Here is a 21,265-nt window from a genome sequence, read left to right on the forward strand (position 1 = left end):
GTTCCTCCCCGCTCAAGACCCTTGGCCCCTTGTATCCGACTCGACGCGGAGCCCACGCTCATGACGGTTGAATCCGGCGGCGGTTCGATCCAGTCCTTTCTCCACGAAGACCGAGTCTTCCCGCCCCCGGCCGGATTCGCCAGCGGTGCGCACATCAAGAGCCTCGAAGATTATCAGAAGCTCTGCGACCGCGCCCGCGACGACCCCGAGGGCTTCTGGGCCGAGATGGCCGGGATCCTCTCGTGGGACAAGCGGTGGGACAAGGTCTACAACTGGGATCTGCCCAAGGTCGAGTGGTTCGTGGGGGGCAAGCTCAACGCCTCCTACAACTGCGTCGATCGCCATTGCGAGGGGGCCGGCAAGGATAAGCCCGCCCTGATCTTCGAAGGGGAGCCTGGCGACCGCCGGGTCCTCACCTACGGCGAGTTGAAGGACGAGGTGTCCCGGTTCGCCAACGTCCTCAAGGCCCAGGGGGTCGAGAAGGGGGACAAGGTCGCCATCTACATGCCGATGATCCCCGAAGCGGTCATCGCCATGCTGGCCTGTGCCAGGATCGGCGCCCCGCACACGGTGGTCTTCGGCGGGTTCAGCGGCGAGGCCCTGGCCGGCCGGATCCAGGACTGCGAGGCCAAACTGCTGGTCACCGCCGACGGCGGCTACCGCCGCGGCAAGGTCGTCCCCCTCAAGCAGAACGCCGACGCCGCGGTGGCGAACTGCCCGTCGATCCGGGCCGTGATCGTGCACAAGAGGACCGGGCAGGACGTGCCGATGGTCGAGGGCCGCGACCACTGGTGGCATGAACTGGCCGAGAAGGAGTCGACCGACTGCCCGCCCGAGCCTTTGGACAGCGAGCACCCGCTCTACATCCTCTACACGTCCGGGTCGACGGGCAAGCCCAAGGGGATCCTCCACACCACCGGCGGATACCTGGTGGGCGCCGCCCTGACCACCAAGTGGGTGTTCGACCTCAGGCCCGACGACGTCTACTTCTGCACCGCCGACGTCGGCTGGGTGACCGGCCACACCTACCTGACCTATGGCCCGCTGTCCAACGGGACCTCGATCGTCCTTTATGAAGGGGCACCCAACTGGCCCGACGAGGGCCGGTTCTGGAAGATCATCGAGGAAAACAAGGCCACGATCCTCTACACCGCCCCGACCGCGATCCGGGCGTTCATGAAGTGGGGCGAGGAATTCCCCAACAAGTACGATCTGTCGAGCCTCCGCCTCCTGGGCAGCGTCGGCGAGCCGATCAACCCCGAGGCCTGGATGTGGTACTACCGGGTGATCGGCGGCGAGCGCTGCCCGATCGTCGACACCTGGTGGCAGACCGAGACCGGGTCGATCATGATCTCCCCCCTGCCCGGCGCCACCCCGACCCGGCCGGGATCGGCGACCCGCCCCCTGCCCGGCATCATCCCCGAGATCGTCACCAAGGACGGCAAGCCGGTCGGGGCCGACCAGGGCGGATTCCTGGTGATCAGCCGCCCCTGGCCGTCGATGCTCCGGACGATCTACGGCGACGACGACCGCTATCGCCAGCAGTACTGGTCCGATGTGCCCGGCGTCTATTTCACCGGCGACGGCGCCCGCCGGGACGCCGATGGGAACTTCTGGATCCTGGGCCGCGTCGACGACGTGCTCAATGTCTCCGGGCATCGGCTCTCGACCATGGAAGTGGAGAGTGCCCTGGTCAGCCACCCCTGGGTGGCCGAGGCCGCCGTCGTCGGCAAGCCGGACGACATGAAGGGCCAGGCCATCACCGCCTTCGTCACCCTGGATGTGGGCCACCAGCCCAGCGACGCCCTCAAGGACGAGTTGCGCAAGCATGTCGTCAAGGAAATTGGCGCCCTGGCCCGGCCCGATGACATCCGGTTCGCCGAAGCCCTGCCCAAGACCCGCAGCGGCAAGATCATGCGTCGCCTGCTCCGCGACGTCGCCGCCGGCCGGGAGTCCGCCGGCGACACGTCCACCCTGGAAGACCTGGCCGTCCTGGCCAAGCTCCGCGAAGACGACGACGCCTGATCGAACCCACGACCCGAGATCGACCGATGCCCACCCTCGTCGACCGACTCCTGGCCTTCTGGGCGTCGGTCGGCGTCTCGCCCCGGCCGGGCGCCTCTCCCGAGGCCCTGGCCGCGTTCGAGGATCGCCACGGCGTCGCGCTCTCGCCCGACCTCCGGGCCTACTTCTCGGCCGCCGACGGCATGGATCCCGACGTACGCGACGACCTGTTCTTCCGGTTCGTCCCGCTCGCCGAGTTCGCTCCTTCGGCCGAGCGGGGCGGGCCTCCGGGCTCATTCGTGCTGGCCGAACACCGCCTCGGAGGGTTCTCCTACGTCGTCCGGCTCGATCCCGAACCGGGCGAAGTGTCGCTCTGGGATGGCGACTGGGTCCGGCCGGTCGCCCCCTCCTTCCCCGACTTTCTCGGACTCTACCTGTCGAGCCCGGGGAAGCTGTTCCCGTCCGACGAGTCGGCCGGGGATTGAATCACGGGGCTCAGTTCTCGCCGGGACGCAATTCCGGGCGGAAACACGGCCAGGCCGCACCGCTGAGAGATCATGCGGGGCGGCCTGACTTGATTCGTGAACTGCGACCGCGATCGATCAGATCGGGTACAGGTGCTTCAACTCGGCGCGAGCCTTGGCGCTCCCCTTGGCCGCCTTGATGAGCGGGAAGGTCTGGAGCTTGCCGTCGACTTCGAGCGTGAGCTTCCCGGACCGGATCACCGAGGTGGCGACCTGGACGTGGGTGGTCGTGCCGTTGGGCAGCCAGACGTGGATCCGCTGCAAATTCGGCTTGAACATGCGCCGGCTCACGCCGGTGCACTTGATCCCGACGCCGCCGAGATACTTGGCCTTACCACGGGTGGTGATGTGGTTGCCGAACGAGGTCTTCTTGCCGCTGACTTCGCACTGACGTCCCATGGGACCAACTCCTTCGCGCCCGGGTCGGGGCGATTGGATCGAGGTGAGGCCGGCCCGGGTGGGGTCAGACCGATTCCTTGTTTCGCGGCACCGGCTTGTGGGCCTTGCTCCGCTGGATGTTGCCGCATTCCTCGACAAGGTGGCAGACCTTGTGCGGGGGCACCGCCAGCTTGCATTGGGGGCAGGTGTTCAACGCGGGCGCGACCAGGAAGTCGTGACTCCTCCGGTTGCCTTTGGCCGACTTCGATTTCCGTCTCTTGGGTACGCCCACGTCGCCTATCTCCCGAAATCAGTTCGACCCGAGTTTCGCCGATGCTGAAAGGGGATGATTATCCGCATTCCCGCCCCGGATGCAACCCTACTTCCCGCCCGGCTCGCGCCCTGGCGCGAAAATAGTCGAGGTTCCGGCGGCGCCAAAGGCTCCCCGGCTCGGCTTTTCCGTCGCATCGCGGGCCGCCCGGGTTACACTGGTTGGCGATCGATTGTCTGGCCAGGACGAGACGAGGGGCGACCATGAAAGCGGAAGAACAGCGGGATGCGGCCACGATGCTCGCCTCGAAGCGATGGGGCTTCATCGGCTCGGGGAAGATGGCCACGGCGCTGATCCGGGGGATGCTCCGGGTTGGCGTCCCGGCCGAGTCGATCTCCGCCAGCGACGTCCACCCCGAGGCCCGGGCCACACTGGCGAGCGAGACCGGGGTGGCGACCCGCGAGACCAACCGCGAGGTGGTCGGGCAGAGCGATGTGGTGATCCTGGCGGTCAAGCCCCAGGTGATGGCCGCCGTCACGTCCGAGGTCGGCCCGATGCTCTCCCCCGATCACCTCGTGATCTCGATCGCCGCCGGCATCGGCCTGGCGACGCTGGAGCAGGGCCTCGGGGGCGGCCGCCGGGTTGCCCGTGTCATGCCCAATACCCCCGCGTTGGTGGGCGCCGGGGCCTCGGCCTATTGCCTCGGCGCGAATGCCCGGCCGGAAGATGAAGCCACGGTGCGAGAGTTCGTCGAGGCGGCCGGGACGGCGTATTCCGTCCCCGAGACGCTGATGGACGCCGTCACTGGGCTCTCCGGCAGCGGCCCGGCCTTCGTTTACGCGATGATCGAGGCCCTGTCCGACGGAGGGGTCAACGTCGGCCTGCCGCGCGACATCGCCACCGGGCTCGCGTCGCAAACGGTGCTCGGGGCCGCCCGGATGGTGCTGGAGACCGGGCTGCACACCGGGGTGCTCAAGGACCAGGTGACCAGCCCCGGCGGCACGACCATCGCCGGCCTGCACGCCCTGGAACGCGGGTCGCTCCGCGCCACCCTGATGAACGCCGTCGAGGCGGCGACCCGGCGATCGGCCGAGCTGGCCAACGCCGCCAAGGGCCGGTCATGAAGCTCGGCCTCCTGTCGGACATCCATGGCGATGCCGTGGCGCTGGAGCTGGCCTGGGCCCACCTGACCGTCATGGGGGCCGAACGGATCGTCTGCGCCGGGGATCTGGTCGGATACGGCCCCCACCCCGACCGCGTGGTCGCCTTCGTCGCCGAGCACGGGATCGACTGCGTCCGGGGCAACCACGACCGCTGGGCCATCCAGCGTCCCCCCGGCGTCCCCGACCCGTTCAAGGGCGGGTTGCCCTCGCCGGAGACCCTCGCCGCCCTCCGCTGCCTGCCCCCCGATTTCCTCGTGAACGACGGCCCCCGCGTCGGCGTCATCACCCACGGCGCCCCTGGGGACGACATGACCTACATCACCCGCAAGTCGCACCCTCCGGCCGTCCTCCGCGGCCTCCTGCGGGGCATGACCGCGCAACTCCTCGTGGTCGGCCACACCCACAAGCCGATGTGGTTCCGCTGCGAGGAGGGGCTGGTCATCAACCCGGGCTCGGTCGTCTCCGCCCCGGTCGTCTCCACCTCGCGCTCGTTCGCCTTGCTCGACTGGGACGCCGAATCCGTCACCTTCCATGACGTCGAGAGCGGCGAGCCGATCGCCATCGAGCCGTGGGAGGATGACGGCTTCGAGAACGGTCGATGACGGGCCACCCGAAGCCCTCGATCCGGTTCAGCATGAGGGACGCGATGATCCTCGTAGTCTTCGCTGCGATCAGCCTGGGGATCGGACGATGGATCGTTAAATTTGGAATGAACCAGCCATTGTTGCTCCTCATCGAGCAGATTCGCACCGACCGCCCGTTGCACCTGCGCCATCACTTGAAGTTCGCCAGCGTCTGCCTACCCGTGTATCCGTTGCTTGCGACCTGGAGTTTGAGTCTGCTGGTGCTTCGCCTGCGGTCACCCCGTCCGCGAGGCCCTCGATTGTGGAGACAGCCCGGATTCACTGCATCGGTAGCGGCCGTTTTCATCGCGGGCATCAACGGATTGATCGGATTGGCTACGATGATCCATTATTTTGGGGTGACCGCCGCATCGAAGGTGTTGCTCTGCGGCGAGTCTTCGATCTGGCTTCGCTGCTTTTTGCCAAACGCGGAGGATGCGCCTCAGGTCGGGACCGCAATAGCCGCGGCCTGGTTCATCCTGGCCCTGAGCGGTCGATGGAAGGCGGAGCCGGGTTGGATCGATCGGTTGGGCCGGGTCGTGGGGGCCCTCTGGCTCATCGTTTCCTCCCTCCCTTTGCTCCGAGAGTTCTTCCCGGAGTGAAAGATCCGGTTGCCCCGCATGCTGATCGACAATCGAGACTTGCGGTTCCCCGCGACCGATCCTCCTGATACCATCGGTCTTTGGCCTTCACCGCATCCCCGTGAGGTCTCGCTCGTCCATGGATCGTCCCGACCCCGTCGACCGGCCCGTCCTCGTCCTGGATTTCGGCTCGCAGTATGTCCAGTTGATCGCCCGGAGGGTGCGCGAGCGGCACGCGTTCGCGCGGATCGTCCGGCACGACCTGACGGCCGAGCGAATCAAGGAATTGAACCCGCTGGCGATCATCCTGTCCGGCGGGCCGTCCAGCGTGTACGAGGCCGGCGCCCCCCGGTGCGACCCGAGGCTGTTCGAGCTGGGCGTGCCGGTGCTGGGGATCTGCTACGGGATGCAGCTGGCGATCGAGGCGTTGGGCGGGACGGTCCACCCGGCCAAGGCCCGCGAGTACGGCCGGGCGGAATGCCGGGTGATCGACGCGGGCGACCCGCTGTTCCACGGGGTGCCGGCCACGTCGACCGTCTGGATGAGCCACGGCGACCAGGTGCAGGACGCCGGCGACGTGTTCGTGCCGGTGGCGGCCACGAGCACCTGCCCGGTGGCGGCGGTGCGGCACAAGACGTTGCCCGTCTACGGGCTCCAGTTCCATCCCGAGGTCGCCCACACGCCGTATGGGGCGCTGGTCCTGGGGAACTTCCTCGACCGGGTGTGCAAGAGCCCAGGGTCGTGGACGATGGGGGCGTTCCTGGATCGCGCCGTGGAGCAGGTCCGGGCGGCGGTCGGGGCCGATGATCGGGTCGTCTGCGGACTGTCTGGCGGGGTCGACTCGGCGGTCTGCGCGGCGCTCCTGGCCAGGGCGCTGGGATCGCGCGTGGTCTGCGTGTTCGTCGACAACGGGCTGCTGCGGTCGGGCGAGCGGGCGGCCGTGGCCGAGGCCTTCGGCGCCCACTCATCGGCCGAGTTGCGGGTGATCGACGCCGAGGAGCGATTCCTCAACGCCTTGAAGGGTGTCACCGATCCTCAGGAGAAGCGGATCAAGATCGGCCACACCTTCATCGACGTCTTCCGCGACGAGGCGAAGTCGATCCCCGGCGCCACCTTCCTGGCCCAGGGGACGCTCTACCCCGACGTGATCGAGAGCGGCGGCGGCCCCGACGGCCCGGCGGCCACGATCAAGCACCACCACAACGTCGGCGGCCTGCCGGCCGAACTCGGGTTCACACTGATCGAGCCGCTCCGCGACCTGTTCAAGGACGAGGTCCGCCGCCTCGGCCTGGAACTGGGACTTCCCGAGAGCCTGATCTGGCGCCACCCGTTCCCCGGCCCCGGGCTGGCCGTCCGCTGCCTGGGCGAGGTGACGGCGGAGCGGCTCGACGTGCTCCGCCAGGCCGATGCCATCTTCCTGGAAGAACTCCGCTCGGCCGGGCTTTATCGCCAGATCGGTCAGGCGTTCGCCGTGCTGCTGCCCGTGCAGTCGGTGGGCGTGATGGGGGACGGCCGGACCTACGAGAACGTGATCGCCCTGCGGTCGGTGGACACCGACGACTTCATGACCGCCGACTGGACCCGCCTGCCCCACGACCTGCTGGCGCACGCGTCGACCCGGATCATCAACGCCGTCAAGGGCGTCAACCGGGTCGTCTACGACGTGACCAGCAAGCCGCCCGGAACGATTGAGTGGGAATGAGGTGAGCGGGCGGGGGCGGGGTCAGTCCCGCTCCCTCCGCCGGAGGATCGCGGCGGCATAGGCGACCAGGTCGCCGCGCTCGCGGGCGAAGCGGGCCAGCCGATCCGTGTGGCCGCTCCGCCAGCAGAGCTGGGAGACGCTCGGGCAGGCCAGGGCGGACTCGGGCAGGTGCCCCAGGGATTGCTCGGCCAGCTCGATCGCCTCGTCCATCCGGCCGAGCCGGACCAGGAGACGGACCAGGACCTGCGCGGCGATCGCCGGGTCATTGCCGTCGGGGTCGGCCGGCCCCACCTTGGAGCGGAACCGGGCGATGGCGCCCTCCACATCGCGACCGATCAGGGCGCCGAGGTAGGCCCCGAGGTCCTCGTGCGTGTTCTCGAAGGGCGGGTCCCCCTCGGACTCGTAGCGGCCGGATAGACGCTTGCCATACTCGGTCAGCTCGACCGCCAGGGCGATCGTGGCCGGGTCCTGGAGCAGGGTCGCCAGCCGGACCGTGGCCCCGAGGTGGGAGACGTCGATGTGGTAGGCGTCGTCGGCGAAAAGCCAGTCCCGGCCGGCGATCAGGTCGGGGATCGGCGCCCCTTCGGGCGGGGTGGGCTGTCCCCGGCGGATGATCTCGGCGCGGAGGTTGGCGGCGAGGTCGGCATGGAGCCGGCGCACCAGCCGATCGGCCGCCCCGGCCCGGATCGACTCGTCGGCGGGCAGGTGATCGAACGCGGTGATCGCCGAGCAGGTGCCATAGTGGTCCAGGATGAGGTCGAACCCCCGGGCGGGGTGGGCCCCCTGATTGAACGCGACGTCGACGATGGGGCCGAGGCGTTCATCCCCCTCGTCGGGCCGGTATGCCTCGATGGCCGCCACGACGGGCTCGTTCTCGGCGATCGCCCGGAAGTAGGGCCAGGCGGCGGCGATCTCGCCGGCGTCGAGGAGCCGCCCGCCGACCGTCCGCAGGGCCTCGACGTACCGCTCCTCGAACTGCGACCGCGCCGGCTCGGCGATGTCGGCCAGGGGGCCGTCCTGGACCAGCGGCAGGCCGAGGTCGTGGCGGGCCCGGAGCAGGAGGGCGTCCAGCAGGGCCCGGTACTCGCCGCGATCGGCCAGGGTCCGGGCGAGCCGGTCGAGCGCCTCGCCGGGGCCCGAGTCCTCCAGGGAGCGGTCCAGGGCGTCGAAATCGGCGGGATTGGTCTCGGCCATCATTCACCGTCGGACTTGGAGGGGTCGATCGCCGTGGCGGGGGCGCCGGGCGGGTCGGCGTCGAGCTTCGCCCCCTCGGACTTCTTCCACGACGACCAGCAGTGGGTCTTGTAGCAGTCGACCATGATGGTGCAGGCCTCCTCGATCGAGTCGGTGACGACCAGGAGGTTGAGGTCCTCGGGCGAGATCGCCCCCTCGGCCAGCAGCGTCCCCTTGATCCAGTCGAGCAGGCCCGACCAGTAGGCCGAGCCGAACAGGATGATCGGGAATCGCTTGATCTTCCGGGTCTGCACCAGCGTCAGGGCCTCGAACAGCTCATCCAGCGTGCCGAAGCCGCCCGGGAAGATGATGAAGCCGTTGGAGAACTTGACGAACATCGTCTTGCGGACGAAAAAATAGCGGAAATTGACGCCGATATCGAGGTAGCGGTTGAGGAACTGCTCGAACGGCAGCTCGATGTTCAGGCCGATCGAGGTGCCGCCCGCCTCGTGGGCCCCCTTGTTGGCGGCCTCCATGATCCCGGGCCCTCCGCCGGTGATCACGGCGAAGCCGGCATCGGCCAGGGCCTTGCCCATCGCCTCGGCCTGGGCATACATCGGGTGGCCGGGGGCGAACCGCGCCGAGCCGAAGACGGCGATGGCGGCCCCGACCTGGGAGAGGGCGTTGATCGCGTAGACGAACTCGCCCTGGATCCGCAGCACCCGCCAGGGTTCGGTGTGGGTGAAGGCCCCCAGCTCCGGCGATAGGGGCTGCAGGGCGGTCTTCACCGGGTTGTTGAGCAATTCCTCGTCCTCGGTCGTCTGCCGATCCGACGCGAACCGGGAAGGTTGGACGCGGCGGGGTTTGCCGAGCGTCGGGCCCGATCCCTGGACGGGCTCAGCCCCTCCCTGGCCATCCTGCTGGTCGAAATTGTCGCGATCCATGAACACTCGCCTCGCGGGACACTCGGCGGTCGGACATCCTCGCCCGGTGCCTCCCGAGCCGCCCCGACGACCTTTCCTATCCCGTTAATTCTATCCCGGAGGTCATGCCGGGCCTATCCCACCTGTGCGGATCGCTCCAATCCATCGAGGGATCCCCATTTTACCCCGCAACCAACTGGCCAAGATGCGAAGACTGCCTTAGATTGAACGACGTCGTGTCGAGCCGTTCGAATGCCGTCCCGGGTGCCCTCCTATGGCCAGTCTCGAATCCGGGAACTCCCTCCCGGATGCCCTGCGTGAGAGCGCTTTCCTCAAGGCGTGCCGGAACGAGCCCACCGACCGCACGCCGATCTGGCTGATGCGCCAGGCCGGCCGGTACATGCCCGAGTATCGCGAGGTCCGCTCCAAGGTCTCGTTCCTGGAGCTGTGCCACGACCCGGCGCTGGCCACCGAGGTGACGGTCTTCGCCGCCGAACGGCTGGGAGTGGACGCGGCGATCCTGTTCGCCGACATCCTGCTGATCCTCCAGCCGTTGGGCTTCGACCTCGAATTCGCCAAGGGGGAAGGCCCGGTCATCCACAACCCGATCCGCGAGGCGGCCGACGTCGATCGGGTCCGCCCGCTGGACCGGTCCCCCGGGTCGCTTGACTACGTGAACCAGGCGGTCCGCTCGATCCGGGCCGCGTTGAAGCCGGACATCCCGCTGATCGGGTTCGCCGGGGCCCCGTTCACGCTGGCCTGCTACGCGATCGCGGGGGGCTCGTCGCGGCACTACGAGGTGGCCAAGGCGTTCATGTACCGCGACCCGGGCGCCTGGGACGCCTTGATGGCGATCCTGGTCGACGCCACGATCCTCTACCTGAACGGGCAGGCCGCCGCCGGCGCCCAGGTGCTCCAGCTGTTCGATAGCTGGGTCGGCACGCTGTCGCCGGTCGACTACCGGCGGTTCGTCCAGCCCCACATGCGCCGGCTGATCGCCGGACTCGCGCCCGGGACGCCGGTCATCCACTTCGGCACCGACACCGCGACCCTGCTGGAACTTCAGCGCGACGCCGGGGGGGACGTGATCGGGCTGGACTGGCGGATCGACCTGCCGAGCGCCCGCGAACGGCTCGGGCCGGGGGTCGCCGTCCAGGGGAACCTCGACCCGTCGCTCCTGTTCGCGCCGATCCCGGAGATCCGGAAGCAGGCCCGACGCATCCTGGACGAGAACGCGGGTCGGCCGGGCCACATCTTCAACCTCGGGCATGGGATCATGCCCCACACGCCCGTCGATCACGTGATGGCCCTGATCGACTGCGTGCGAGGGAACTGAGGACCGGGCCGTCCCCGCGGCCTCCCATCGCGTCGAGGCCCGTCCCGGTGTTTCTTCCAGCCCTGGGCCTCATCCTCTCGGAGGAGGATTTCCGATGTCGGCCCCCCCTCGCCGCGGCCTCGGATTCACCCTGATCGAACTGCTGGTGGTGATCGCGATCATCGGGGCCCTGATCGCCCTGCTGCTGCCGGCGGTCCAGGCGGCGCGCGAGGCCGCCCGCCGCGCCCAGTGCACCAACAACCTCAAGCAGATGATGCTCGGACTCTCCAACTACGAGTCGGCCCTGGGCCGGTATCCGCCGGCCGTCTTCGCCAGGACCGTCACCAATCCGTACAGCGCGGTCACCTGCGATGACAAGAACCAGTTCAAGACCTCCTTGTTCCTGATGATCACCCCCTACATCGATCGGGCCATCGTCGCCAACGCCTACAACTTCAGCCTGCCCGCGATCGACGCCCGGACCGGCTCCAACTACACCACCCTGAGCGCCCGGATCGATACCTACCTCTGCCCGTCGGATACCCCGGCGGAGGTCCTTCGAAATGGCGAGTGGTATGCCCAGGGGTCGTATGCGGCCGTGATCGGCAACACGGATGTCCTGATCTACTCCTACACATCGGCCTACCCCGAATATTGCAACAGCATCGTCCCCGACGGCATGTTCGGCCGCAACCACACCTTCGCGATCGTCGACGTGGCCGACGGGCTCAGCCAGACGGTGTTCCTGGGCGATTTTTCGAGGTTCCCCAACGAGTTGCCCGGCACCGCTTCGGCCCCGAACAACAAGAATTTCTATACGGCGCCGGACCTGTACACCGACGCATTCGGGGCGACGAGCCGCCGCCCCCAGGGGATGGCCTACACGGTCCCCCGGATCAACGCCACGGCGGCTCTCCCGCCGGCGAGCATTTCGGCGATCATGGCGGCCGGGGGCGGGTCGTCCGGGTGGCGGAATTCCCCCGATGCCCAGGCGTACGGCCAGTTCGGCTTCCGCAGCAACCATCCGGGCGGGGCGAACTTCGCCTTCGGCGACGGCTCGGTCCGGTTCCTCAAGCAGACGATCGCGACCCGGACCTACCAGGCCCTGGGCACCCGGGCGGGCGGGGAGATCGTCGGGGCCGACGAATTCTGAGCATCCCGAGGCGTCGCCAGCCTCGACCCAAGTGGCAGGCACGGGGGCCGATCATGCGAATCCGTCACGTCCGTTGGCTCGGGGGGATCTTCGCCGCGGCCTGTCTGCTGGGATGCCAGGGGCAGCCCGATGCAACCCCGCCGGCCGCCGCCCCGGAGGCGCCCGCGCCGGAGACTCCCAGGCGATCGGGCCCGACGCGGAGCGACGATCGGCCCGGCACCTCCGACGCGGTCGCCCCCTTCGGCTGAGGCTCGGGGCGCGGCAGCCTCCGGTAACCCGGGCCTCGGGTGTTCCGCCGGTCCGAGGGCGATGGTACAGTCGTTGCTGGTGGATCCGGGGCGGAGGTCCTGGAATCGGCGACGGGGGACGGGACGCGGCCCGGCCTCCCCGCGGATGTCGGCCAAGGCCGGGGGATGGGAGCGTTATCGTGACGGATCGTGCGACGGCACGCGATCGCGTGGTCATCGTCGGGGCCGGGCTGACCGGCCTCGTCGCCGCCCATCGTTTCCGCACGAAGGCCCCGGCCAACCGCCCGGTCGAGGTCGCCGTGATCGAGGCCAAGGAGCGGATCGGCGGGTCGATCTGGACGCGGAAGGTCGGCGACTTCACGCTCGAAGGGGGCGCCGATTCGTTCATCACGAACAAGCCCTGGGGCGTCGACCTGTGCCGGGAACTCGGCCTGGAAGACCGCCTGATCGGCCCGAACGAGCGCGACCGCCGCTCGTTCGTGGTCCGCGACGGACGGCTCCTGCCGGTGCCCGAGGGGTTCGTCCTGATGGCCCCGGGCAAACTCGCCCCCCTGCTCTCCTCGCCGATCCTCTCGGCCCGGGGCAAGGCGCGACTGCTCATGGACCTGGCGATCCCCCGCAAGCGCGACGAGGGGGACGAGAGCCTGGCTTCGTTCGTCCGCCGCCGGCTCGGCCGCGAGGCGCTGGAGCGGCTGGTCCAGCCGCTGGTCGGGGGGATCTACACGGCCGACCCGACGACCCTGAGCCTCCGGGCCACCTTGCCCCAGTTCCCGGCGATGGAACGGGAGCACGGGAGCCTGATCCTGGCCGCCCGCCGGCAGGCGAAGGCCAGCCGCGCGGCCGAGCGTTCGGCATCCGGGGCCCGCTATGGCCTGTTCGCCTCGCTCGACGAGGGGATGGGGCTGCTGCCCCGGACCCTGGCCGAGACGCTGCCGCCCGGCATGGTCCGGACCGGGACCTCCGTCCGGAGGATCGTCAGATCCGAGGGGACGGGCTCCTGGCGCGTCGAGCTGCTGGACGGCCCGCCGATCGAGGCCGGGGCCGTCGTCCTGACCACCGAGGCCCATGCCTCGGCCCGGCTGCTCGACGGCTTCGACCCCGACCTGGCCCTCCAGCTCCGGTCGATCCCCTATGCGTCGTCGGCCATCGTGACGGTGGCCTACCCCCGCGACCGGATCAAGCATCCGCTCGACGGCTTCGGGGCCGTGGTCCCGGCGATCGAGGGGCGGTCGATCCTGGCGATCTCGTTCCTCAGCGTCAAGTTCCCGACCCGCGCGCCGGCCGGCACGGCCCTGCTCCGGGTGTTCGTCGGCGGGGCCATGCAGCCCGACCTGTTCGAGCTGGACGACGATGAGATGGCCAGCATGGTCCGCGACGAGCTGGCCGGCCTGCTGGGGGCCTCGGGCGACCCCCTGCTGATCGAGGTCAGCCGCCATCCCCGGGCGATGCCCCAGTACACCCTGGGCCACCTGGACCGGATCGATGCGATCCGCCAGCGGGTCGCCCTCCACCCCCGCCTCGTGCTGGCGGGGAACGCCTTCCACGGTGTCGGCATCCCGGATTGCATCCGGTCGGGCCAGTCGGCCGCCGACGCGATCCTCTCCGCGCTGGTCGATCCCGCGACGACGGCCGCCGCCTGAGCGGGGCGGTCGGCCCACCCTCCACCGAGGACACCGCGATGGCCTCCCGCCCCCCCATCGACGCCCGCGAGGTCACCCGCTTCGAGGCCCTGGTCACCGCGACCGACGCCGATCGGGCGGCCGAATTCCTGGGCCGGTGCGTGCCCGGCTCGGCCTGGATGGCCAGCATCCGCACGGCGCTCGTCGAGGCGACGGTGACGGCCCGGAACCCGCTGGGCACCTTCGACGAGAAGACCTGCACCTGCGTGAGCCTGCTACTGTCGCTGCCGGTGCCGATCGAGCCCGGCCTGCGGTTCCGCCTGATCGCCGACGACGGGGGGCAGCTCTCGGCCTCCGGCGTCGTCCGTCCCTGGGGCGTTTGACTTCAATCGGCCGCGGCGCGGTCCCAGCCCGCGTCGCGCGACAGGCCGACCTCGGCCAGCTCGGAATCGGAGAGGGCGCCGAGGCGGGAGAGCAGGAGGTCGCGCCCCCAGTCCTCGTTCTCGATCGCGTCGAGCGGCGGCAAATCGGCGTGGCCGAGGCGCCCCGCGAGGATCGCGTAGGCCTCGTCCACGCCCAGTTCCACGATCGGGATCAGTGCCACGTCCGGGCCCCGCTCGGTTCGACGACGCGGATCAGGATCGGCTCGATCCGCCCGCCGCGATTCCGCTGGGCCCAGCGGAAGCCGAACGGGGGCTCGGGCCAGGCCGATCGGGGCGGCACGCGCCTGCGCCCCGATTCCTCCTCCAGGACGCGGGCCCGCTCCATGCCGGCGGCGAGGTAGACGAAGGCCGCCAGGGCCGCCTGGATCCAGAAGAAGTGGAAGAGGAAGTAGAGGCCGGCGGCCATCGCCAGGGTCTGGCCGACGGACGCCGCCACCGCGGTGGCCCGCGCCCGCCCCAGACGCCCGCTCAGCAGGGCCCGGAAGATCCGCCCCCCGTCCATCGGGAAGATGGGCAGGAGATTGAACAGGCCCAGGCCCAGGTTCAGGTACAGGAGATTGACGAGCATCGGGTCCGGCGCCCCGCCGAACAGGACGCCGCCCAACGCCATGACGCACCACAGGCCGATCGCCAGGGCGAAGTTGACGGCCGGGCCGGCCAGGGCGATCAGCAGCTCCGGGCCCGCCGAGCGCGGCATTCGCTCCAGGGCGGCGACTCCGCCGATCGGGTAGAGGGTAATATGCGCCGTCCGGATCCCATAGCACCGGGCCATCAGGGCGTGCCCCATCTCATGGAGGAACACGCAGCCGAAGGCCGCGATGACGAGGAGGGCCGAATCGATCCCGCCCGAGGCCAGGACGTAGAGGGCGAGCATCACGAGGGTGGGGTTGAGGAAGATGTCGATCTCCTGGACCCGCCCCAGATACCATGATTTGAACATGACGAATGTCATCCTTTCCCGGGGAATCTCCCCGTATCCATTCGTCACCGCCCGCCCGGATGTTCGGTAAAATCGGCCGGGATGGACGGCTCCGCGGGCCGATCTCAGCGTTCGAGGATGCCCGGACGGGGGATCGTGAATCCTTTCACGGAGACCTCGAACTTGGGCCAGGACTGGGCCTCGGTCACCACCTCGAATCCGCGGGCATCCACCACGATCGTATCTTCGGACCGGGCGGCGCCGACGCTGGGGCTCCAGCACAGGGCCGAGTGGGGCCGGAGGATCGTCGCGCTGTCCGGGTGGAGCGAGCCCTCGCGGGCCGCGTAGCCGATCAGGAATCCCTGGTCGTCGAGTTCCCACTCGTGCGGATGTTCGAGCTTCTCGTAGATCCGCCGGGCCCGGCGGAACACCTCGGAGACCGGCTCGCCGGGCCGGGAGAAATAGATGCAGGTGGCATCGACCATCGCGGCCACCGCGTGCCTGGCGCGGAAGTCCGCGTCGACGCAGCCGAACGAGACGGTGCGCGTGGCCGATGCGCAGAGGCCATGCCTCCGCCCGGTGGCGGTGATCGTGGCCCGGTGGCGGATCTCCACCGCCTTGAAAGTCGGTTGGCGGAAGCGGGCCAGGCGATCGTCGCTGGCAACGCGGAGGTCGACCGGGACGACCCCTTCGCGGATCAGCCGATGGGCCAGGTGCCCCGCCACGTCGGCCTCGGTCTCCCCGGGCTGGAAATTCCGGCAGGTCGCCTCGATCGCCAGGGTCAGAGTCCGGCCGAGTGCGCGGAGGATCTGGCGTTCCCGGGGGCTGAGCGATCGGCGCAGGGCCAGGAGCCGATCGGCTTCGAACCGGAGTTCGGGCCAGGGGATGTCCGAGGCGACCGCCTTGTTGTGGGTCAATTCGGCGATGATGCGGGACGGGTCCTGATACCAGGGGCGTTCCTTGAGCTGGAAGCCGAGCCCGGCCACCTCCTCCTCGAAGACCCGGGCGCTCTGGACGTTGTCCGCCAGGACGGCCCGGGTGGTCCGGGTCGCGTAGACGAAGACCGCGGCCCCGTCCGAAGCGTACGTCTGGCCGAGTTCCCCGCCGGAGGTGAACCACGCGATCGAGTCGGCCCGCCCGAGCAGGACACCTTCCAGCCCATGTTCATCCAGGAAGTTGATGACCTGCTGATGCTTGGCGTCGACGTCGGCGCGGCGCCGGGCCAGCTCGCCGTCGACGTGGTCGACGGTCGGGTCGGCCACCGCCGGGAGGCTGGAATCGCCGGGGCGATCCTCGGCCGTGATCATCACCCGATCGGCGGGCAAGTCGAGCCGTTCCCCCAGCGCGGCCTGATCGCCCAGGACCGTCGCCATCCCATGCACCTGGAGTTCGGAGGACACTGAGTCACCTCCAAGCAACCGCGTTCGCAAGCTCGCGCGTCGGGAGGCCCTGGGGGGAGCGGGCCGGTCCTTCAACTGCCATCGTTCCAGATTATCGATCGGAACGCAATCCGTCCGGCTCCGCACGCTGCTCGCAGGAAAGGCGCCCCGAGAAAATCGGTCGCCTCGCAGATCCGGCCCTTGGTTTGCTGATACCCGGAAATGACTCAGCAACACCGGGTGGCAGCATGTACTCTCCCCGATGACGACCCTCGTTTCCTCGCGGAATTGGGACGTGATGGATCGGACGCCGAAGGTCTTACTGGTCGAGGACGCACCGCACCTGCGGTATGCATTCGGGCGCCTGCTTCGGATGCAAGGGTACGAGGTGCGCGAGGCCAACGATGGGAGGGAGGCGCTGGACTGCCTCCGGACCTATCGGCCCAACCTGGTCCTGACCGACCTCATGATGCCGGTGATGGGGGGCGTCGAGTTGATCGGGCACATCCGGGCCAATCACGACTTCGACGGCGTTCCCATCGTGGCGATCACCGCCGACGCGACCGAGCAGGCCGAGTACCAGGCCCGCAAGGCGGGGGCGATCGACTTCATCACCAAGCCGATCGACCTTCCCTTCCTCCTCGAACGGCTCGACTCGCTGTTCAAGGCGGACGAGCCGGGGCCCGGCCCGGGCCCCGGGAACTGAACCGGGCTCAGGAGAAGTATTCCCTCGCCAGCAGGTAGACATCCTGGAAGTTGATGAACAGGATCAGCCCGAGGACGAAGACGATCCCCGCGACCGTCCCGAAGCTGAGGGCCGCTTCCGGCAACGGCCGCCCCCGGACCTTCTCGGCTATCAGGAACATCATCTGGCCGCCGTCCAGGGGCGGGATCGGCAGGAAGTTGAGCACGGCGAGGTTCACGCTCAGCATGCCGAGGAACTGGATGAACGGGGTGATTCCCATGCTGGCGGACTGGTACGCGATCTGAGCAATCCTCGGCAGCCCGCCCATCGCCTTGGTCCCGACCCGTCGCTGGGCCAAGCCGCGGAACATGGCATAGATCCCCATGATGTTATCGTAGGTCTCCTCCGCCCCGGACCGGATCGAGGCGACCAGCCCCTGGGGCGGCAGTTGCAGCAGGAGCGGCTGGAAGTTCATCCCCCGGATCGGGTGGGCCCAGGTCGGGTCGACCTCGGGATTCACCGGGATCGGCTTCTTGGCGTCCCCGACCAGCAACTCGACCGACTTCCACCTGTCGACCTGAAGGGCCGAGAAGGCGGAAGCCCAGGCGGGATGTTCGGCGTCGAAGGTGATCGTCTCCGGCTTGGCCTGCGCCTTCTCACGCGTCTCGAAGGTGACGATCATGGCCCGGACCTCATCGCCGGCCTTGATGCCGGCGCGGGCCCCCGGGGAGCCTTCCTTGACCGCCTGGACCTTCGGGTCGACGCGGATGGCGACGCCCAGCCCGGGGATGTCCAGCGGTTCGGTCCCCGGCATGCCCCCCAGGGGGTCGGCCCAGGTCGGGGAGGCGTCGGGCGTGACGGTCACGTCTTCCTGCTTGCCGCCGCGATCGAGGCGGAGGACCACCGCCTGTCCGGCCCGGCCCCGGATCTCGTCGGGGAGCCGCATCGGGTCGCGATCTCCATTCCCATCGACGGCGAGGATCCGATCCCCGACCTTCAACCCCGCCTTCGCGGCCGGGGAGTTATCCCGGATCGACTCGATCGGGCCGATGGTCATCCGGAGCCCGAAGTCGAAGAAATGATGGACCGGGACGGTCACGCGGGCCTTCTTGGTGGGGGCCGCGGGATCGGGGGTGCCGTCCTCCCCGCCGTCCTTCGGCGGGGCGATCGGCCGTTCGACCTCGACGACGATCGGGACGTCCCGGAGGGCGTCGAGCTTGCGGACCAGGCTTTCGTGATCGGCGACGGCCTCCAGCGGGCCCCCTTCCGGGCCGACGGCGATGACGCGGTCATTGCCCTGGAACCCGACCGGCTCCTGGCCCGGGGCGGTCGCCACGCCAGGCGGAGGGGAGTAGGGGTCCTTGGGATAGAGTTTGAGCGAACTGGACTGGAGGACGCCGATGGTCGGCACGTCGCTGCCGGCGCCGCGACGGGGCTCGACCTCGATGGCGACCTCGTTCGGCACGCCGGGGCGTTTGAGATCGAAGCGGAGCTTCTGGCCGGTCCCGCTGAGCCGGACCCGATTCTGCATTTGAATGTAGCTGACGTCGCGGCGGCCGTCGATGGCGACGATCTCGTCGCCGGCCCGGAACCCGGCCACATAGGCGGGCGAGCCCGCGAGCACGCCGCCGACTTTGGCCGGCATCGTCGTGATGCCCTGGCTGAAGACGAAGGCGAAGCAGAGGACGCCGAGGATCAGGTTCATGATCACGCCGGCCGAGATGATCCCCATCCGGCCCCAGACCGACTTGTTCTGGTAGGCGCGCGGATCCTGGTTCTTCTCGCCGACCCCCTCGACGATCCCCTCGCCGAGCATCTTGACGTAGCCGCCCAGCGGCAGCGCGGCCAGGACATATTCCGTCTCGCCGATGCCGGGCGGGTCGCCTTCGACCGGGGCGCGGGTGCCGGTGCCGATCCGGAATCCGGCCCCCGGCCGGTACGAGGCCAGGGTCGGCCCGAACCCGATCGAGAAGGTTTCCACCTTCACGCCGTTCCACTTGGCCAGGAGGAAGTGGCCGAGTTCGTGGATGAAGATCACGAACCCGAGGCCCAGGGCGACCTTCGCCGCGTTGACGAGGGGCATCAGCATGTCCAACGGCTTATCTCCTGCCTGGCCCAGGCGTCGACCCGCCAGAGGGCTTCGAGGGTGGGTCGTGGGTCGAAGGGGTGGTGGTCGAGCACCGCGCGGCAGGACCGGGCGATGTCGAGGAAGCCGATCTCGCCCGCGAGGAACCGGGCCACCGCCGCCTCGTTGGCCGCGTTCAAGGCGGCCCCGGCCGTCCCGGCGCGTCGCATCACCTCGTAGCCGAGGTCGAGCGCGGGGAAGGTCTCGCGGTCCGGGGGCTCGAAGTGGTAGGCCTGCGGCCGGGTGAGGTCGAGCCGGGGGCACGGCCCCTCGACCCGGTCGGGATGCGTGAACGCCAGCTGGATCGGCAGCCGCATGTCGGGCGGGGAGAGTTGGGCGACGACGCTGCCGTCGACGAACTCGACCATCGAGTGGACCACGCTCTCGGGGTGGACCACGACCTCGATCTGCCCCGGTTCGAGCCCGAACAGCCAGCGGGCCTCGATCACCTCCAGCGCCTTGTTCATCAGGGTGGCCGAGTCGATCGAGATCTTCGGGCCCATCTGCCAGGTCGGGTGGCGGAGCGCCTGCTCGCGGGTGACCCCGGCCAGTTCCCGGGCGGTCTTCCCCCGGAACGGCCCGCCCGACGAGGTCAGGATCACCCGGTGGACCTCGCGCGGGCGGCCCGAGGCCATCGCCTGGAAGATGGCCGAGTGCTCGCTGTCCACCGGCAGCAGGGTCGCGCCGCGCCGTCGGGCCAGGTCCATCACCAGCGAGCCGGCGACGACCAGGGTTTCCTTGTTGGCCAGGGCGACGGTCTTGCCCGCGTCCACGGCCGCCCAGGTCCCCTCCAGGCCGGCGGCCCCGACGATGGCGGTCAGGACCCGGTCGGTGTCCGGGTCGCGGACCATCGTCTCGATCCCGTCGCGGCCGGCGAGCACCTCGACGCCCGAACCGCGCAGCCGGCGGCCGGCCTCGGCCGAGGCGTCCGGGTCGGTGAGCGAGACGAATCGTGGGCGGAAGCGGAGCGCCTGCTCCACCATCAGGTCGACCTGCGAGTGCGCGGCGAGCCCGAGCACCCGGAACCGGCCGCCTGCGTCATGTTCGACCACGCTCAGGGCGCTCCGGCCTACCGAGCCGGTCGAGCCCAGGATTACGAGATTTTGCGGCGCGCCGGGCGGCATCCGTGGGAACGACTCCTCGCGACCGTCGGCGGTGATCGATCAAAAACGGAAGGGGTTAATCTAAACGATTCGGCAAGATGCGGCAAGCCGCGGTATCCAACCCAGCACCTGCCCCGCAGGCCGCCGCGGACGACGCCCCCGGTTCGACGGACTCCTTCGAATCATCCGAGCATCGGGCCGAGAGGTGGGATGCCGAGGAGGTGGGGCAGATCTTCGGACCGTCCGGGTTCATGCGGGGGGGTGGTCGCAACGGCTTGCGGTCTTTCGTAGCCGAGGCTATTCGACTGGTTTCGCGATGATCCCTTCCGGCGGGTCGGGTGAAAAGCCTCGAAACTACGGCGTCACCCCATCCTTCAAGGAGTCGATTGCATTCGCATGCGATCGGTGCAATCTTTGGTCTCCGACGTCGGTCGCGTCACGATCGGCCCGATGGATGCCGGTCGGAGGGCTGGCCGTTCGGAATTGGAGGGAGGTCGCGATGGGCGAGGCGAAGAAGCGATACGAATACCCCACTGGCAACCTTGAGATGATGATCCGCGCAAAAGCCGGAGAGCCATTCGAGGTGGTGATGGCCGATATCGCCGCGAAGTGGAGGCCGGGCAACGAGCATCTCTGGGACGACTATGACGCGGAATCCCTCGTCGATACGGACGAGAAGCGGCAATACATGGTCAATCAGCTAATCTACTCGCGGATCCGCGTCTTCCGCGAACTCAAGTCCAGGGGGTTTGATACTCAGGGTGGCGACCCATTCGATCACGTCGACCGAACGCCCGAACTCCTCGATCAGTTGCGGGACCGCTTCCCCCACACGATCGGCAGTCGGTGGGGCAACGCCCCCGCCTGAATCGACGACGACGCGGATTCGGTCTTCTCGGAATCCATGCCGGTCCCCAGCCTCGGCATCCCTGGA

The 21,265-nt window shown here is 69.0% G+C and carries 21 protein-coding genes; 12 read left to right on the top strand and 9 right to left on the bottom strand.

All coding sequences use genetic code 11. The features are described 5' to 3' along the window. Positions 1–60: 60 nt before the first annotated feature. Positions 61–2,025, top strand: a complete 1,965-nt coding sequence (acs, locus tag TA3x_RS05310) for an acetate--CoA ligase (protein ID WP_435019066.1) — start codon at positions 61–63, stop codon at positions 2,023–2,025. A gap of 26 nt (positions 2,026–2,051) precedes the next feature. After that, on the top strand, positions 2,052–2,489 hold the full coding sequence (locus tag TA3x_RS05315) for an SMI1/KNR4 family protein (protein WP_435019067.1): 438 nt from the start codon (positions 2,052–2,054) through the stop codon (positions 2,487–2,489). Positions 2,490–2,606: 117 nt separating this feature from the next. Here TA3x_RS05315 and rpmB read toward each other — a convergent pair whose 3' ends face one another. Together rpmB and rpmF are read right to left on the bottom strand one after the other, a co-directional pair. Then, positions 2,607–2,927, bottom strand: coding sequence for a 50S ribosomal protein L28 (rpmB, locus tag TA3x_RS05320; protein ID WP_435019068.1), 321 nt, complete (start codon positions 2,925–2,927; stop codon positions 2,607–2,609). Between the two features lie 64 nt (positions 2,928–2,991). Then, the gene (gene rpmF, locus TA3x_RS05325; RefSeq protein WP_435019069.1) at positions 2,992–3,198 is read right to left on the bottom strand and encodes a 50S ribosomal protein L32; all 207 of its coding nucleotides are present in this window, start codon (positions 3,196–3,198) and stop codon (positions 2,992–2,994) included. Between the two features lie 242 nt (positions 3,199–3,440). Between rpmF and proC the strand changes: the two genes are divergently transcribed. The 4 genes from proC to guaA all read left to right on the top strand — a co-directional run bounded on the left by proC (position 3,441) and on the right by guaA (position 7,246). Next, entirely contained in the window at positions 3,441–4,301 is an 861-nt protein-coding gene (proC, locus tag TA3x_RS05330; protein ID WP_435019070.1) for a pyrroline-5-carboxylate reductase, read from the top strand. Continuing rightward, complete coding sequence (locus TA3x_RS05335) at positions 4,298–4,942, top strand: metallophosphoesterase family protein (protein WP_435019071.1); 645 nt, start codon at positions 4,298–4,300, stop codon at positions 4,940–4,942. Before proC ends, TA3x_RS05335 begins: the two co-directional genes overlap by 4 nt. A 44-nt stretch (positions 4,943–4,986) precedes the next feature. Beyond that, a complete protein-coding gene (locus TA3x_RS05340) occupies positions 4,987–5,565 on the top strand; it encodes a hypothetical protein (RefSeq protein ID WP_435019072.1) in 579 nt (192 codons plus the stop codon). 118 nt (positions 5,566–5,683) lie between these two features. Continuing rightward, positions 5,684–7,246 carry a glutamine-hydrolyzing GMP synthase gene (guaA, locus tag TA3x_RS05345; RefSeq protein WP_435019073.1) on the top strand — a complete coding sequence of 521 codons (1,563 nt, stop codon included), beginning with the start codon at positions 5,684–5,686 and terminating at the stop codon, positions 7,244–7,246. Positions 7,247–7,267: 21 nt separating this feature from the next. Here guaA and TA3x_RS05350 read toward each other — a convergent pair whose 3' ends face one another. Together TA3x_RS05350 and TA3x_RS05355 are read right to left on the bottom strand one after the other, a co-directional pair. Continuing rightward, positions 7,268–8,440 (bottom strand): hypothetical protein, encoded by a 1,173-nt coding sequence (locus tag TA3x_RS05350; protein ID WP_435019074.1) that lies wholly within the window; start codon positions 8,438–8,440, stop codon positions 7,268–7,270. Continuing rightward, on the bottom strand, positions 8,440–9,363 hold the full coding sequence (locus TA3x_RS05355; RefSeq protein ID WP_435019075.1) for a TIGR00730 family Rossman fold protein: 924 nt from the start codon (positions 9,361–9,363) through the stop codon (positions 8,440–8,442). Before TA3x_RS05355 ends, TA3x_RS05350 begins: the two co-directional genes overlap by 1 nt. A 253-nt stretch (positions 9,364–9,616) precedes the next feature. Here TA3x_RS05355 and hemE point away from each other — a divergent pair, with 253 nt between their 5' ends. From hemE to TA3x_RS05375, 4 genes are all read left to right on the top strand, one after another. Further along, the gene (gene hemE / locus TA3x_RS05360; RefSeq protein ID WP_435019076.1) at positions 9,617–10,678 is read left to right on the top strand and encodes a uroporphyrinogen decarboxylase; all 1,062 of its coding nucleotides are present in this window, start codon (positions 9,617–9,619) and stop codon (positions 10,676–10,678) included. A 94-nt stretch (positions 10,679–10,772) separates the two neighbouring features. Further along, complete coding sequence (locus tag TA3x_RS05365) at positions 10,773–11,810, top strand: DUF1559 domain-containing protein (RefSeq protein WP_435019077.1); 1,038 nt, start codon at positions 10,773–10,775, stop codon at positions 11,808–11,810. Positions 11,811–12,237: 427 nt separating this feature from the next. Continuing rightward, positions 12,238–13,698 (top strand): protoporphyrinogen oxidase, encoded by a 1,461-nt coding sequence (hemG, locus tag TA3x_RS05370; protein ID WP_435019078.1) that lies wholly within the window; start codon positions 12,238–12,240, stop codon positions 13,696–13,698. 38 nt (positions 13,699–13,736) lie between these two features. Then, complete coding sequence (locus TA3x_RS05375) at positions 13,737–14,060, top strand: hypothetical protein (protein WP_435019079.1); 324 nt, start codon at positions 13,737–13,739, stop codon at positions 14,058–14,060. A gap of 2 nt (positions 14,061–14,062) precedes the next feature. Here the strand turns inward: TA3x_RS05375 and TA3x_RS05380 are convergent, their stop codons facing one another. The 3 genes from TA3x_RS05380 to TA3x_RS05390 form a co-directional block, all read right to left on the bottom strand. After that, positions 14,063–14,281 (bottom strand): hypothetical protein, encoded by a 219-nt coding sequence (locus TA3x_RS05380; RefSeq protein ID WP_435019080.1) that lies wholly within the window; start codon positions 14,279–14,281, stop codon positions 14,063–14,065. Further along, positions 14,272–15,060: a M50 family metallopeptidase gene (locus tag TA3x_RS05385; RefSeq protein WP_435019081.1), complete on the bottom strand. Its 789-nt coding sequence runs from the start codon at positions 15,058–15,060 to the stop codon at positions 14,272–14,274. Before TA3x_RS05385 ends, TA3x_RS05380 begins: the two co-directional genes overlap by 10 nt. Before the next feature lie 104 nt (positions 15,061–15,164). Next, the gene (locus tag TA3x_RS05390; protein ID WP_435019082.1) at positions 15,165–16,412 is read right to left on the bottom strand and encodes a M24 family metallopeptidase; all 1,248 of its coding nucleotides are present in this window, start codon (positions 16,410–16,412) and stop codon (positions 15,165–15,167) included. A 304-nt stretch (positions 16,413–16,716) separates the two neighbouring features. Between TA3x_RS05390 and TA3x_RS05395 the strand changes: the two genes are divergently transcribed. Continuing rightward, the gene (locus TA3x_RS05395) at positions 16,717–17,124 is read left to right on the top strand and encodes a response regulator (protein WP_435019083.1); all 408 of its coding nucleotides are present in this window, start codon (positions 16,717–16,719) and stop codon (positions 17,122–17,124) included. A gap of 7 nt (positions 17,125–17,131) precedes the next feature. Here TA3x_RS05395 and TA3x_RS05400 read toward each other — a convergent pair whose 3' ends face one another. Both TA3x_RS05400 and dxr read right to left on the bottom strand, forming a co-directional pair. Continuing rightward, complete coding sequence (locus TA3x_RS05400) at positions 17,132–19,192, bottom strand: site-2 protease family protein (RefSeq protein ID WP_435022297.1); 2,061 nt, start codon at positions 19,190–19,192, stop codon at positions 17,132–17,134. After that, positions 19,186–20,352: a 1-deoxy-D-xylulose-5-phosphate reductoisomerase gene (gene dxr, locus TA3x_RS05405; protein ID WP_435019084.1), complete on the bottom strand. Its 1,167-nt coding sequence runs from the start codon at positions 20,350–20,352 to the stop codon at positions 19,186–19,188. The genes TA3x_RS05400 and dxr overlap by 7 nt, the downstream gene beginning before the upstream one ends. A gap of 478 nt (positions 20,353–20,830) precedes the next feature. Between dxr and TA3x_RS05410 the strand changes: the two genes are divergently transcribed. Then, positions 20,831–21,199, top strand: a complete 369-nt coding sequence (locus TA3x_RS05410) for a hypothetical protein (protein WP_435019085.1) — start codon at positions 20,831–20,833, stop codon at positions 21,197–21,199. Positions 21,200–21,265: the final 66 nt, after the last annotated feature.

This window comes from Tundrisphaera macrotermitis, from assembly GCF_051175315.1.
GTDB lineage: Bacteria > Planctomycetota > Planctomycetia > Isosphaerales > Isosphaeraceae > Tundrisphaera.